This window comes from Nocardioides luteus (genome assembly GCF_000960475.2).
In the GTDB taxonomy this organism is placed as follows: Bacteria; Actinomycetota; Actinomycetes; order Propionibacteriales; family Nocardioidaceae; genus Nocardioides; species Nocardioides luteus_A.
On record NZ_JZDQ02000045.1, the window covers coordinates 1 to 14290 of the forward strand.

Sequence of the window (14290 nt, forward strand, 5' to 3'; positions counted from 1 at the left end):
GTGGGCCCGGGACCCTCCGGACCGGGCCCACGCCGGCATCTGGCCAGATAGCAGGAACCACATGAGCTCACCGATCCTGGAGATGCGCGGCATCACCAAGGAGTTCCCCGGCGTCAAGGCGCTGTCCGACGTCAACCTCGTCGTCAACCGCGGTGACATCCACGCGATCTGCGGTGAGAACGGCGCCGGCAAGAGCACCCTGATGAAGGTGCTCAGCGGGGTCTACCCCCATGGCACCTACACCGGCGACATCGTCTTCGAGGGCGAGACCGCCACGTTCGCCAACATCCGGCAGAGCGAAGCCGCCGGCATCGTGATCATCCACCAGGAGCTCGCCCTCATCCCCGAGCTCTCGATCGCGGAGAACATCTTCCTCGGCAACGAGACCGCCAAGCGCGGCATCATCGACTGGGGCCGCGCCAACCGCGAGGCGATCGACCTGCTCGCGCGGGTCGGTCTGCGGGAGAACCCGCTGACCCCGGTGAAGAACCTCGGGATCGGCAAGCAGCAGCTCGTCGAGATCGCCAAGGCGCTCTCGAAGGAGGTCAAGCTGCTCATCCTCGACGAGCCGACCGCCGCTCTCAACGACGACGACTCCCAGCACCTGCTCGCCCTGCTGAAGGGGCTGAAGGAGAAGGGGATCACCTCGATCATGATCAGCCACAAGCTGAACGAGATCGAGCAGATCGCCGACGAGATCACGATCATCCGCGACGGCAAGAGCATCGAGACCCTGTCCGTCGCCGCCGGTGGCGTCGACGAGGACCGGATCATCCGCGGGATGGTCGGTCGCGACCTCGAGAACCGCTTCCCCGACCACACCCCGTCCATCGGGGACGTCCTCTTCGAGGTGCGTGACTGGACCGTCATGCACCCGCAGGACAGCCACCGCGAGGTCATCCGGCAGGCCAACCTGTCGGTGCGGGCCGGCGAGATCGTCGGCATCGCCGGGATGATGGGTGCGGGACGTACGGAGCTGGCGCGGTCGATCTTCGGCCGCTCCTACGGCTCCCGGACCTCCGGCTCGCTGGTGCTGGAGGGCCAGGAGCTGCACCTCAACACGGTCACCCAGGCGATCGATGCGGGCATCGCGTACGTCTCGGAGGACCGCAAGGGCCTCGGGCTCAACCTCATCGACGACATCAAGACCTCGGTCACCGCGGCGGCGCTGAAGAAGCTGCGCACCGGGCTGGTCGTCGACGAGCGCAAGGAGGTCGTGGTCGCCGAGGGCTACCGCAAGAACCTCAACATCAAGGCGCCCTCGATCACCTCCGGCGTCGGCAAGCTCTCCGGCGGCAACCAGCAGAAGGTGGTGCTGTCCAAGTGGATGTACACCGACCCGAAGCTGCTGATCCTCGACGAGCCGACCCGGGGCATCGACGTCGGTGCCAAGTACGAGATCTACGGGATCATCCAGGAGCTCGCCCGCAGCGGTCGCGGCGTACTGGTGATCTCCTCCGAGCTGCCCGAGCTGCTCGGTCTGTGTGATCGCATCTACACGCTCGCCGAGGGCGTGATCACCCATGAGTTCGACCGCTCAGAGGCCACCCAGGAGTCCCTGATGCGCTACATGACCGCGGACGCGAGGAAGTAAGACCCGATGAATGCCCTGCTCAACACGCTGCGCGGGAACGTCCGCCAGTACGGGATGATCATCGCTCTGGCGGCGATCGTCATCCTCTTCCAGATCTCGACCGAGGGCGTGCTGCTCAAGCCGCTCAACGTCTCCAACCTGGTCGTCCAGAACGCCCAGATCCTGATCCTGGCCATCGGCATGGTGATCGTGATCGTGGCGCGCCACATCGACCTCTCGGTCGGTTCGGTCGCCGCCTTCGTGGGCGCCGCCTCGGCGATCATGATGACCCAGTACGACTTCCCGTGGTGGCTGGCCGTCTTCCTCGGCCTGCTGATCGGCACCGCGATCGGCGCCTGGCACGGCTTCTGGGTGGCGTACGTCGGGATCCCGGCGTTCATCGTCACGCTGGCCTCGATGCTGCTCTTCCGCGGCCTGACCCTGGTCGTGCTCAAGGGCGCGACCGTCGGTGGTCTGCCCGAGCCGTTCAAGGCCATCGGCAACGGCTTCCTGCCCGAGATCGGGCCGGACACCGGGTTCCACAACCTGACGCTTCTCATCGCCGTCGCCGCCGTCGCGGTGCTCATCGTGCTCGAGGTGCGGCGCCGGAACGCTCAGGCGGCGTACAACTTCGACGTCCTGCCCTTCCCGCTCTTCGTGGTGAAGCTGGCGCTGCTGACGATCGTGATCATGTACTTCGCCTACCTGCTCGCCGACGCGCGCGGTCTGCCGATCGTCGGCCTGATCCTGGGCGGCCTGATCGTGGTCTACACGTTCATCATGAACCGGACCGTGTTCGGCCGGCACGTCTACGCCATCGGCGGCAACGTCGACGCGGCCACGATGTCCGGCGTCAACACCAAGCGCGTCGACTTCATGGTCATGATGAACATGGGTCTGCTCTCGGGTCTCGCGGGTCTGGTCACCACCGCCCGTCTGACGGCGGCCAACCCCAAGGCCGGTGTGAACTTCGAGCTCGACGCGATCGCCGCAGCCTTCATCGGTGGCGCAGCCGTCACCGGCGGTGTCGGCACGGTCGTCGGCGCGATCATCGGTGGTCTCGTCATGGGTGTCCTCAACAACGGCATGTCGCTGCTCGGTGTCTCCATCGACTGGCAGCAGGCGATCAAGGGCCTCGTGCTCCTGCTCGCCGTCGCCTTCGACGTGTGGAACAAGCGCCGCACCGCCGGCTCCGGTGGTGCTGGCGCCGAGTCCGCCGAGCCCAGCGCTCCGCCGCCCGACAAGCTGGCCGAGGAGATCGAGGCCATGGAGGCCGAGCTGAGCGTCGACTCCTCCGGCGACCCTTCGAAGACCTGATCCATCTCCCGCACCCCCACCCCGCGACCCCCGCCCTCCCCCCAGGCGGGGGTCGTCGGGTTTTCGGGGTCGGCGGCCCGTGTAACACGCTGTTCGTAGGACTACTCGCCCTATCGGAACGACCGGATAGACCTACGAACGACGTGTTACAGCCCAGCCGCACCCGCCTCGAGCCACCGGTGTTGAATAGCGGCGTGGCAAATTCCGCTCAGTGGCTCCAGGGAGCCCGTCCTCGCACACTCCCCGCGGCGCTCGCGCCGGTCATCGCCGGGACAGGGGTGGCTGCGTACGCCGGTGGGTTGGTCTGGTGGAAGGCGCTGCTCGCGCTCGTCGTGGCGCTGGCGCTGCAGGTCGCGGTCAACTACGCCAACGACTACTCCGACGGGATCCGGGGGACCGACGACGAGCGGGTGGGGCCGCTGCGCCTGACCGGCTCCGGGCTCGCGGCACCGTCCTCGGTCAAGCGCGCCGCGTTCATCGCCTTCGGGGTCGCCGCGGTGGCAGGGCTGGTGCTGGCGGTGACCTCCGCGTGGTGGCTGGTCGTCGTGGGCCTGGTCTGCATGATCGCCGCCTGGTACTACACCGGCGGCTCGCACCCCTACGGCTACGCCGGCCTCGGTGAGGTCATGGTCTTCGTCTTCTTCGGGCTCGTCGCGGTCATCGGCACCACGTACGTCCAGACCCGGAGCTGGGAGTGGGGCGCGCTGTGGGCGGGCGTCGGCATCGGCGCCATCACCTCCGCGCTCCTCGTCGCCAACAACCTGCGCGACATCCCCGGCGACACCGAGTCGGGCAAGATCACCCTCGCGGTACGCCTCGGCGACGCCCGCACCCGCTGGCTCTACGTCGCCCTCGTGGCCGTCGCCGCCGTCTCGGTCGTGCTCGTGGCCCTGACGACGTCCTGGTGGGCGCTGCTCGGCCTCGGGTTCGTCGCGGTCGCCGCTCAGGGCGTACGCACGATTCTCGACCGCGCCAACCTGGGCCCGCGGCTGATCCCGGTCCTTCAGCAGACCGGGCTGGCCACGCTGGTGTGGGGGCTGCTCGTCGGCGTACCTCTGCTGTTCGTCTGAGGCCTCGCCGCGCGGGGTGTAACACGTCGTTCGTAGGACTATCCGGTCGTTCTGATAGGGCGAGTAGTCCTACGAACGACGTGTTACAGCAGCGGCGAGGCAGCCTCAGGCCGCCTTCGGGCGACGTACGCGGAATCGTTCCAGGTCTGAGATGTCGGTGCCGAAGGCTCGGCAGGTGGCGAGGTACTCCCGGGCGAGGCGGTCTTTGAGGTAGTTGCGGTTGCGGCCGAAGAGGTCGGCCCATTCGATCCGCGACATGCCGAGATGGAAGCCGTGGGCCCAGTCCTGGCGGGTCTTCTCCTCGGCGAGGATGTCATCGACTGAGCGGAGCGCCAGCCCTCCGTCGGCGACAGGGACGTACTTGCTCCGGCCGTCGAACTCGAAGACGTGGCGGCCCACCCGGAGATCGAATCGAGCGGTGCGTACGCCGTCCGTGATCTCGAACTGGGTCTCGATTCCGGTCATTCCCAGCTCTTCGAGTACGTCTCGGGTGAGTGACTCGCCAACCGACTCGGCACCTGCGTACGAGAGTTCGATGGCCTCCCGCACCAGACGGCGGTTGGGCCAGTGCTCCATGTGGTCGAGAACCGCCCAGAGCTCGTCGAGGGACACTCCCATCCGACGCGCGGAATCGACGGCGACGACACCGTACGGGCGGCCGTGCTCACGCGCGATGTCGACCGCGGTCCGGGCAAGACCGAGCACATCGAAACCGTTCGCCTGAACCACTTGATCGTCGGAGTAGGGCGCAAGGTGATGTTTCACGCCCCATTTGTTGTGGGTGCCGACCACTGGATGGCGCGTCACATGGGTCTGGGGCATCGGGGGTAGGAGGATGCCCATCTCGAGCTCGAGGGCAGCCGTCTCATGACTTCGTACGAACGGGACCGTGATGGCTGCGCAGGCGGCCCGGTCGCGAAGGCGGCGCCTGTCAGTGGGCAGCGTGATGCTCTCGACGTAGGTGCGTTCGGCGTAGACCCCGCGGCGGACGACGGTCCACGAGCCGCTCTTGACGTACCGATAGAGCGTGTCGAGATCGAGCCCGGCCGCGAGCGCCTGACTGCGGGTGATGAGGCCGTGGTTGGCCGCCATGATCGCCTGGAGGTGTGGGTTCATGGTTCCAGCCTGTGGCCCTGCGTCGACACTTCTCGGCGCTGATGAGTGCGCTGTGGATAACCCCGGCTCGACGTTGGGCTGTGGATGGATGGTGGCCCATAGCCGAGCTCGGGGCGGGGTGTAACACGCTGTTCGTAGGACTATCCGGTCGTTCTGATAGGGCGAGTAGTCCTACGAACGACGTGTTACATCCCGCCGGGCCCGGGGGACTCAATTCCCCCTGGCGGCTACGCCGGCTCGGGGACGGGCCGGGCCCGCTGGGCGAGGTAGCGCTCGGCGGCGCGGGCGGAGGGGTGGACGGCGATGGCGGCGACGATGATGATGCCCGCGATGAGGGCCCAGCCGAGGTGGCCGAGCTCCATGGCCAGGAACGTGTACGCCGCGGGGGCCCACACCGTGCCGAGGGTGTAGCCGACCTGGGCGGCGCCCTGGTAGTCGCCGCGGTGCTCCGGGTCGGAGAGGTCGGCGACCAGGCCCCACTCGCCGGCGGACTGGAAGAGCTCCGCGCCGGTGACGGTCACGTGGCCGAGCCAGACGAGGGCGATCGTGATCAGGCCGACGGTGTCGTGGGTGACCGCGATGATGGCGCAGGAGGCGAGGAAGCAGAGCGCTCCGCGCCGCTGAGCCCGAAGCGACGTCGTCACGTCCGTCACGCCGCGGGCGGCGATGACCTGTAGCCCGACGGCCATGACGGTGTTGGTCCCGAACAGCCACGCCAGCAGCACCCGTGGCGCGTCGGTCTCCTGGACCAGCCACAGCGGGATGACGACGTTGAGGAGGACCTGGTGGGTGCCGAGCACGCCGTCGAAGAACGTGGTCGCCAGGAACGCGCGGTTGCGCAGGGCGCCGAGGCGGTCGCGTACGTCCTTCTTCAGGTCGCCGGGCGAGGCAGCGTCGGCGAGGCGGGGGAGGCGCGAGATCCAGTAGGCGTTGAACAGCAGCACCACGGCGGTCATCAGCGGGGCGGCCTTGATCAGGGTGTTGGAGTCGGCCGCCAGGGCGAGGCCGCTGGCCAGGGCGCCGAGCGTGTAGCCGACGTTGCGGGCGGCTCGCATGTAGGCGAACGAACGCACCCGGGTCGCCGCGGGGAAGACCGAGATCCGATAGGCGTCGCGACCCGACCGCTGCCAGGAGGAGGCGAGCGCGAGGAGCACCTCGACGGCGACGTACGCCGCGAAGTTGCCGACCAGGACCCAGGCACCGAACAGCAGCGCCTGGAGGACGGCACCGGCGATCCAGCTGAACCGGGTGCCGAGACGATCCGCGAGTCGGCCCAGGGGGACGGCGAACAAGAAGGTTGCGACGCCCGCGATCGTGAGACCGAGGCCGACCTGTGCGGCGGAGAGGCCGACGATCTGGGTGAAGAAGACCGCCGAACCGGTGAGAAAGGTGCCTTCGGCGAAGGCCGACAGCACCGACTGGTACGACATCGCCCGGATGAGCGGGTCGTCTGAGAGGACCTTGTCCCTCAACCGGATGAAGTGAGGGGACACGTCGACTCCAAACTATCTTGACATCGAGACAAGCGAAGTCTTGTCCTCGCGAAGTCCGGCGTCAAACAGTTATCCGTGCTGCGCGGTCCCCACACCGGGCAGCGAGAAAAAAGGAGCCCATCGCGCCGACGCCCGTGCGTCGGCGTTGGTCGTTGCCTGGGTCAGCGGGTGGAGCCCTCGATCGTGCCGATCACGCCGCCGAAGACGTCGGTGGTGACGCCCCAGATGCCGCCGGCGATGGCCGAGACCGTGCTGGTCAGTCCTTGCGGATCGGTGAACAGCCAGAACCCGACGAACAGGGCGCCGATGACGATGAAGATCTTCTTCTTGTCCATGTGAGCTCGTCCTCCCGAGAAATCCGATTGAATGGAATGTAAATTCGCGAATCCAGACGCAAGCGCGCGAAATTCGCGAGGATGCGCCGGGATATAGATTCCCCGAAGTTAGCCTCCCCTCGCAAGAATTCGCCGAAGGAGACCACTGAGCGGGACGGTGTCGCGCGCAGCGGTCCGGTGTGTGGCACGACAACCGTGTAGCGGGGTGTCGCTCGTTGGCGTGCACGCGCGCGCTGAGACACGTGTCGTCAGGTGGAACGAGGTGCGCCGAGGCGGTCTGAGGACTACCCTCGTCTCACATGGCGGTGGCGTTTGTCCAGAATGCCGATGCCCGGGAGTTTGCGTCAGCGCGCGGGAGGGGCGGGCGCCTCCACCCACTGGTGCCGCATGGGGCTGCGCCGGGCGGGACAACCGAATAACTTCCGGACGCGTCCGGCAACCACACCTCACCTCGGGAAAGGGAGCAGAACAATGGCACCGCACCAACTGATTCAAAATACGACGCAAGCCGCCGAGTATGGCACCGGCGGCCTGGCCGAGTGGATCACCGACAACATCATCACGCTTGTCGTCCTGATCCTCGGCGTCACGGTCCTGTGGGCTGCCCGCAGCGGCAACATCTCCAAGGCCGTCACGATCGTCGGTGGCCTGATCATCGGTCTCGGCGTCCTCGGCCTGGCCGTGGGCAACAACGCCACGGACCTCGGTCAATGGATGGCTGGTCTCTTCAAGGGGTGAACTCGGTCCCGTTAGCTAACCCAGGGAGGGATCTCGGGGATGAGGCTGCCTGACGACGACGAGCTGTACGAGGTCGACCAGACCTATCTCGGTCCCCCTCGTCGCTACATCGGGGAGATGCGTTATCGCACCATCTTCCTCTTCTTGGTGATCGCGCCGGTGACCCTTGTGCTGCTGCGCAAGCTGGGCATGCCGGTGACGCTGCTCAGCATGGGGCTGTGGCTGATCGGCGCCTCCTACCTCTCGATGAAGGCCTCCGACTACATCAGCTCGGAGAGCTCGGCCGGCGCCTGGCTGATGACCTTCTGGCACGAGCTGACCACGCCGCGCGTGGAGACGGGCGCACAGTACGCATGCGGCGCAGCCGCCGCGTTCCGGCATGCGACGACCCCGCGAGGAGGGTGGGCGAAGGCCATGCGCCGGCCCGGCCGGCGGTTCGCCCAGCAGCCGGGTGCCACGCCGTCGCCGCGGATGCTGCCGGCGACGGTCGTCGCCACGACCCCGAGCGCGACGGGACACGTCGCTTCGGGCTTCGCTTCGGCCCAGCCGGTGCGCGGCAAGGCCGCGCCCGTGCGGCGCGTGATCGAGGCCAAGGTCGTCGAGGAGCCGCTCCCGGCCGATCTCAGGGTCCAGCCCGAGGCCCGGCCTGCCAGGCAGCAGCAGGTCGGCGGCGTACGTCCGGCGAAGGGGGGCTGGTCGAGCCGGCCGTCCTCCTCGCCGCGTGAGCCCCGAGACGTCCCGTGGAAGGGTGGCGCGCCGTGGCAGGCCCGGCAGGAGACGACCGGAGCGAGGCCGAGCGAGGGAGCGAGCGCGCGCAGCGCGCAGCAGGACCAGCCCGCGCCGGCCCCCGGGTCAGCTGCCTCTGCAGCCCCTCCGCCTCCGCCCGCCCCGCCGGCCCCGCCTGCCCCGCCTGCCCCGCCTGCTCCGACGTCGACGCCTGCTCCGCCCACGGCGCCACCCCCTCCGCCTCCGCCGCCACCTTCTTCATCGGCCCCTGCGGCGCCGAAACGCGCCCCTGAGCCCGCACCTGAGCCCGCACCGAAGCCGGCGAGGCAGCCGCTCTCGCACGCGGTCAGGCCGGCCGTGGTGATCGCGCCGGAGCCGGGGTTCGATGACTTCGACGACGCCGACGACTTCGACGACTTCGACGATGCGCCCTCGGGACGTACGCGTCCCAGGGACAATCAGGACGAGTGGGCGGCGACCGACGAGCGCCCGCAGAGCGTGGACGACTACCGCAAGCGCCTCAACGGCGACGACGCACCCAACGACGGAGGAACCGCATGAGGCGGCCGCGAACGGAGCGGGCCTACGGGCCTGGCTTCGAGAAGCCCAAGCCGGGACGCAAGAGCGTCTTCGGCCGGGGCGGCGACGACTCGAAGGGCGTCCATGAGCCCAGAGGTGACAAGTGGGCGCTGGAGGAGGTGCGCGGTCACCTGACCTTCACCGGCGACCGCATCATCGCCTGGTACCTCGCCGAGCCGCAGACCTGGTCGTTCCGTGCCCACTCCGACCTCGAGGCCCTGATCACCGACCAGGCGAGCCAGCTGGCCGACCTGGTCGGCAACACGATCCACGGCCGGGTCACCACCCGCCCCTACCCCGTACGTCACTGGGCGCATGCCGCGTTCGCCAACGCCCCCGACCCGCAGCCCGGGTTCGAGGAGATGATGGCGCGCAACCAGGCCCACATGGCCGCCCACAGCCAGGCCGACAAGCTCGTCTACTACGGCGTCGACCTCGGCCGTCGCGACGCGACGGTGCGGACCCTGGCGAAGTTCTCCGCCAGCGCCGCCGAGCGGGAGATGGCCGCGATCAGCGAGCGGCTCGACACGGTCAACCGGGTGATGTCGCGACCCGGCTTCTCCGCACGGCCCGCGGTCGGCCACGACATGGAGTGGATGATCGCGCGTTCGCTCTCGCTGGGCGCGAAGATCCCCGTGCCGGAGCCGGGCGAGGCCCAGCAGAACTTCCTCGACACCGACGACATGGCCGAGTGGTTCGAGTCGGTGGCGTGGTCGGCCGAGCCGCTGGCGCCGACCGTGCAGGTCACCAGCAGCATCGGTGGCCGCCAGGAGACCAGCCACGTCTGCGTACTGACCGTCTCGCGCATCGGCGACATCGAGGTCCCGGAGACCCATGCGCCGTGGATGGCGAAGACCGACGCGCTCGGCTTCCCGGTGGAGTGGTCCTTCAGGGTCGAGCCGCGCTCGCCCGAGGACGTCTCCCGCGAGATGGCGTCGCTGACCCGCCGCATCGACGGCCAGGTCAGCCACTGGTCCGAGGACCACGGCAAGCGGCCTCCCAAGCAGCTCTCGCGTCAGGCCGGCCGGGCCGCCGACGTCGAGGACGAGATGCGCTCGGAGTTCACCGGCCTGTCCACCCGCACCAGGGGCTGGTACCGCATCGCCGTGACCGGCCGCACCGAGGCGGAGGCGCTCGACAAGGCGCAGAAGGTCGTCGACCTCTACCGGCCGCAGATCAAGATCACCCGTCAGCTGGGGCAGTACCACCTGGCGCGCGAGTTCGTCCCGGGCGAGCCGCTCGCGTCGACGGCGCACGCCCGCAAGTTCCCGGTCCTCAAGGTCGCCGCCGGACTCCCGGCCGTCACCGCGGAGGTCGGCGACAAGCGCGGCTTCTACCTCGGCGAGACCTCGGCGATGGCCTCGCGGGCCGTTCTGATGGACCCGTGGTACCTCACCGAGGTCATGGAGCAGGCCGGTCTGATCCCGCTGGTCGGCACCCCCGGTTCCGGAAAGTCGACGCTGATGGGCGTCGTCATCTACATGTCGATCCTGTCCGGCATCCACGGCGTCGCCATGGACCCGGCGGGCCGGCTGCAGCGGCTGATGGCGCTGCCCGAGATCGGTGGCGGTCTCTTCAACGGCCAGCAGGTGCCGGCCCGCGCCCGCAGCGTCGACGTCCTCGGCGGTCGCCCGGGGTCGCTGTCGCCCTACGCGGTCGTGCCCGACCCCAACCCGGAGCTGATCCGGGCCGAGGCGATGTCGGACCACGAGTTCGCCGAGCGGCTCCACCGGGAGCGGTCGGCCGCCGTGCAGCAGCGCCGCGACCTGACCGTCTCCGTGCTCCGCTCCTGCCTCCCGGTCGGACTGGCCAACAACGAGGAGGTGCTCAAGCGCATCCGCGCCCGTGTCATGGAGGCGCAGGCCGACCGCGGCGCCGACACCTCGACGATCGTGAAGATGCTCTTCGAGGGCGACGGCGGCGACCAGGAGATCGCCCGCGAGCTCGCCGCCGCCCGCGAGCGCGAGCTGGGCCGCCTCTTCTTCGGCAACGACTTCCTGCAGTCCGACGCGGAGCTGAAGGGCACGCCGTTCACCTTCTACAACCTCAAGGGACTCAACACCCCGCCCGAGCACGTGCCGCGGGAGGAGTGGAGCGCCGAGGAGCAGATGGCGCGCCCGATCATGACCCTCGCGGCCTGGTCCGCGCTCCACCTGATCTACCGCAGCGACCCCAACGAGCGGAAGCTGTTCGCGCTCGACGAGGCCCACGAGGTCACCCAGGCGAGCGGCGGCACCGGGCGAGCCCTGGTCCACAAGCTCTCCAGCGACTCCCGCAAGAACAACTGTGCCGCGCTGGTCTCCACCCAGAACGCCTCCGCGATCCTGGGCTCCGACATCAACAACTTCGTCGGGGCGGCCTTCGTGGGACGTACGCAGGACGAGACCGCCCAGCGCGACGCGCTCAAGCTGCTCGGCAAGCCGGAGGGCCTGGGTTACGAGTCGATCCTGGCGCGGCTCTCGCCGCGCACCCGCCGCGGCGACGAGCAGCTGGGCTACCGCGAGTTCATCTACCGCGACGGCCTCGGTGGCGACACCGGCCACGGCGGCATGGAGATCATCAAGGTCACCCTCAACCACCACCCGGGTCTGCAGGAGGCGCTCAACACCACCGCCGACCCGACCCGCCGGGTCAGCCGGGCCATCGGCGGACAGCCGGCCGACCCCTCCGAGACAGATCGTTCCGGGGACGGGATCGGCTGATGTCGTCGCGCCCCGCTCCTCGGAGGACAGCCCTGCGCCGTAGGGCTGCCGCCCTCGTCGTACTCGTCGTCGCTCTGCTGTCGGTCGCCGGGCCGGCGGCCGCGGGGACGCGGGGGATCGACATCCCGATCCCGTTCGATCCGACGGGTGGGCTCTCGGGTGTGAGCGATGCGTGCAACAACCTGGACGCGCCGATGCCGGCCTCTCCCTACGGGGACGGCTCGTTCATCGTGCGGATGACGGCGTTGGGGGCGGCGTCGAAGGCCGGGACCGAGCTGAACGATCCGGAGAAGATCAACGACGAGCTGGACCCGTTCCGCAACAAGGACGAGGTCTCCCTGGAGTCGGCCTACGGCACCTCTCCGCAGTGGTGGACCTATGACAACGGGTGCACGGGGCAGTTCATCGCGGGGGCGGGGACCTCGATCGGCAACATCATGCTGGAGATCTCGGGGATCCTGCCGAACTGGTCGCACGCGCTGCTGAACGCGGTGATCGGGGAGAACTCCTTCCTGAAGGCGCTGGACGACCCGATCGTGGCGGCGTCCAAGGCGGTCACGGACGGGGTCTGGGCGCCCTGGGTGAGCGTGGTGCTGCTGCTGGTCGCGGCGACGGTGATGATCCGGGCACGGGACGGCCGGTTCGCGCGGGCGGTCACGGCGGCGGGCTGGGCCCTGGGCGTGCTGGTGGTGACGTCGTGGCTGATCCAGTATCCGGTCGAGTCGACCAAGCTGGTCGACGACGGGGTGCGGTCGGCGACGGGTCTGATCGCGGCCGGGTTCAACGACGGCCGAACCGTCCCCGGCGTCGGTGACGACAAGTTCGGCGAGACCGATGCGGTCAAGGCCGTGGACGGCCAGATGGACGAGGTGGTGCGCTCGACGCAGTACCGGACCTGGCTGGCCGGTGCGTTCGGTGATCCCGACTCGGCCACCGCGAAGACCTACGGGCCGCGGGTGTTCCGGGCGACACACTTCTCCTGGCAGGAGTACGACGCCTACCGCAAGGACCCCAACGGCGAGGGCAAGAAGGTCCTGGAGGCCAAGCAGGACGCGTTCAAGAAGCATGCCGAGGCGGTGAAGAAGTCCGACCCGGTGGCCTACGAGTACTTCAAGGGCGAGCACTGGTCCCAGCGGGCGACCACGGCGCTGGTGAACCTCGTGGTGGTCGTCGTGGTGTGCGGGTTCCTGCTGGTCGCGGGCCTGGCGATCCTGCTGTCGTTCGCGTTGATCCGGCTGATCGTGCCGTTCGCGCCGGCCGCGGGGGTGCTGTTCATGCTGGACCACACCCGGGACGCGGCGGTCGCGATGCTGAAGCGGGTCGTGGGGCCGCTGGTGATGGGCCCGATCTACTTCCTGGTCGCATTGCTGCTGCTGCGGTTGGACTCGGCGATCCTGACCTCGACGATGTGGTTCGTGCTCAAGCTGGGGCTGATCGCGGTGCTGACCGTGCTGGCCTGGCGACTCACCCGCCCCGCGGCGTACGGGATCCCGTTGCCGGGCATGGGGCGGCTCACCTCGATGCTCTCCTCGTACGTCGGTGCCCGGACGGGCACCGAGGCCGGGGTCCGAGACGCGACCGCCGACCGGCCGCCGGCCACCGGTGGTGTCCCGGCCGGCACCGGAGCGGTCTCGAGCCCCGGTGGGGTCTACATGCCCGGCCACGAGCTGACCGGCAGCCGGCCGGCGATGTTCGCCGAGCAGGTGCCCAACCCGGCGCCGGTGACGGCCGCCGGAGCGCTGGGTGCCGGAGCGGGGGCGAGCAGCACACCGACGTACGCCCTGGGCTCCTCGATGAGCGGCAACGACGGCGAGCGCGTGGCCGGACAGTGGTTCGACTCGCGCTCCGCCGAGCGCGACGAGCCGACTCCTGGACCCGCCGCCGCGCAGGTCTATGCCAACGACCGCCCCGACGCGCCGAGCCCTGTCGACCACACCGCCTACGCCGACCGCGAGCCGGAGCCGCCGCGGCACTCGCCGGTGGCGGAGGCCAACGTGGACTACGACGCGGACGGCAACCCGGTCTTCGTCATCTACTCACCGAACGGGAACCGCTCGGTTCCTGTCGACAACGGTTCCAGCTGGGGGTCAGCTGAAGGAGGAGCCCGGTAGTGCGGTCGACAACGACGCGTGGTGTGCTGTGGGAGGTCATCGCGCCGGTGCTGAGGTGGCCCATGAGGTCGCCGTTCCGGTTCTTCTCGGTGGTCGTCGGGATCGTCTTCGTGATCTGGCTCATCGCCCAGTGGAGCGACGCGCCCGACGCCGAGCCGGCCTCGCAGCCCGAGCGGGGCTCGGTGTCGGCGGAGCAGAGCCCCGAAGCCACCGGATCGCCGGCACCCGTGCCCGACCCGGTGCCCCTGGCGACCAAGTTCGTCACCGCCTGGGCCCGTCCCGACCTGACCACCGACGAGTGGTGGGCCGGGATCAACGCCGCCCGCCCGGACGAGTCGCTGGCCCAGGCACTGGGCACCACCGACCCGGCGACCGTACCGGCGACCAAGGTGGTCGGCGCCGCGAAGGTGCTCGAGCAGAACGACGGGGAGGCACGGGTCGAGGTCACCACCGACGGCCCCAAGGTCATCGTCTACCTGACGCTGGTCGACAACGTCTGGTACGTCGCCAACATCCTTCCGGGGGGTTAG

The 14290-nt window shown here is 69.1% G+C and carries 11 protein-coding genes; 8 read left to right on the top strand and 3 right to left on the bottom strand.

Annotation, left to right across the window (positions count from 1 at the left end; genetic code table 11):
* Nucleotides 1-61 precede the first annotated feature (61 nt).
* From mmsA to UG56_RS24205, 3 genes are all read left to right on the top strand, one after another.
* Entirely contained in the window at nt 62-1594 is a 1533-nt protein-coding gene (mmsA, locus tag UG56_RS24195) for a multiple monosaccharide ABC transporter ATP-binding protein (RefSeq protein ID WP_045547651.1), read from the top strand.
* A gap of 6 nt (nt 1595-1600) precedes the next feature.
* Nucleotides 1601-2890 (top strand): multiple monosaccharide ABC transporter permease, encoded by a 1290-nt coding sequence (mmsB, locus tag UG56_RS24200; protein WP_045547650.1) that lies wholly within the window; start codon nt 1601-1603, stop codon nt 2888-2890.
* A gap of 194 nt (nt 2891-3084) precedes the next feature.
* The gene (locus tag UG56_RS24205) at nt 3085-3960 is read left to right on the top strand and encodes a 1,4-dihydroxy-2-naphthoate polyprenyltransferase (protein WP_045547649.1); all 876 of its coding nucleotides are present in this window, start codon (nt 3085-3087) and stop codon (nt 3958-3960) included.
* Nucleotides 3961-4065: 105 nt separating this feature from the next.
* Here the strand turns inward: UG56_RS24205 and UG56_RS24210 are convergent, their stop codons facing one another.
* From UG56_RS24210 to UG56_RS28535, 3 genes are all read right to left on the bottom strand, one after another.
* Nucleotides 4066-5076: a type IV toxin-antitoxin system AbiEi family antitoxin domain-containing protein gene (locus UG56_RS24210; RefSeq protein WP_045547648.1), complete on the bottom strand. Its 1011-nt coding sequence runs from the start codon at nt 5074-5076 to the stop codon at nt 4066-4068.
* A gap of 227 nt (nt 5077-5303) precedes the next feature.
* A complete protein-coding gene (locus UG56_RS24215; RefSeq protein ID WP_052693281.1) occupies nt 5304-6569 on the bottom strand; it encodes an MFS transporter in 1266 nt (421 codons plus the stop codon).
* 161 nt (nt 6570-6730) lie between these two features.
* Entirely contained in the window at nt 6731-6904 is a 174-nt protein-coding gene (locus tag UG56_RS28535; protein WP_160146497.1) for a hypothetical protein, read from the bottom strand.
* 471 nt (nt 6905-7375) lie between these two features.
* Here UG56_RS28535 and UG56_RS24220 point away from each other — a divergent pair, with 471 nt between their 5' ends.
* The 5 genes from UG56_RS24220 to UG56_RS24240 are packed head-to-tail and all read left to right on the top strand — an operon-like array spanning nt 7376 to nt 14290.
* Nucleotides 7376-7642 (top strand): hypothetical protein, encoded by a 267-nt coding sequence (locus tag UG56_RS24220; RefSeq protein ID WP_045547647.1) that lies wholly within the window; start codon nt 7376-7378, stop codon nt 7640-7642.
* 39 nt (nt 7643-7681) lie between these two features.
* Nucleotides 7682-8929, top strand: a complete 1248-nt coding sequence (locus tag UG56_RS28540; RefSeq protein WP_071327299.1) for a hypothetical protein — start codon at nt 7682-7684, stop codon at nt 8927-8929.
* Entirely contained in the window at nt 8926-11649 is a 2724-nt protein-coding gene (locus tag UG56_RS24230) for an ATP-binding protein (protein ID WP_045551170.1), read from the top strand. Before UG56_RS28540 ends, UG56_RS24230 begins: the two co-directional genes overlap by 4 nt.
* Nucleotides 11649-13760 (top strand): hypothetical protein, encoded by a 2112-nt coding sequence (locus tag UG56_RS24235; protein WP_045551169.1) that lies wholly within the window; start codon nt 11649-11651, stop codon nt 13758-13760. Before UG56_RS24230 ends, UG56_RS24235 begins: the two co-directional genes overlap by 1 nt.
* The gene (locus tag UG56_RS24240; RefSeq protein ID WP_218145281.1) at nt 13760-14290 is read left to right on the top strand and encodes a hypothetical protein; all 531 of its coding nucleotides are present in this window, start codon (nt 13760-13762) and stop codon (nt 14288-14290) included. Before UG56_RS24235 ends, UG56_RS24240 begins: the two co-directional genes overlap by 1 nt.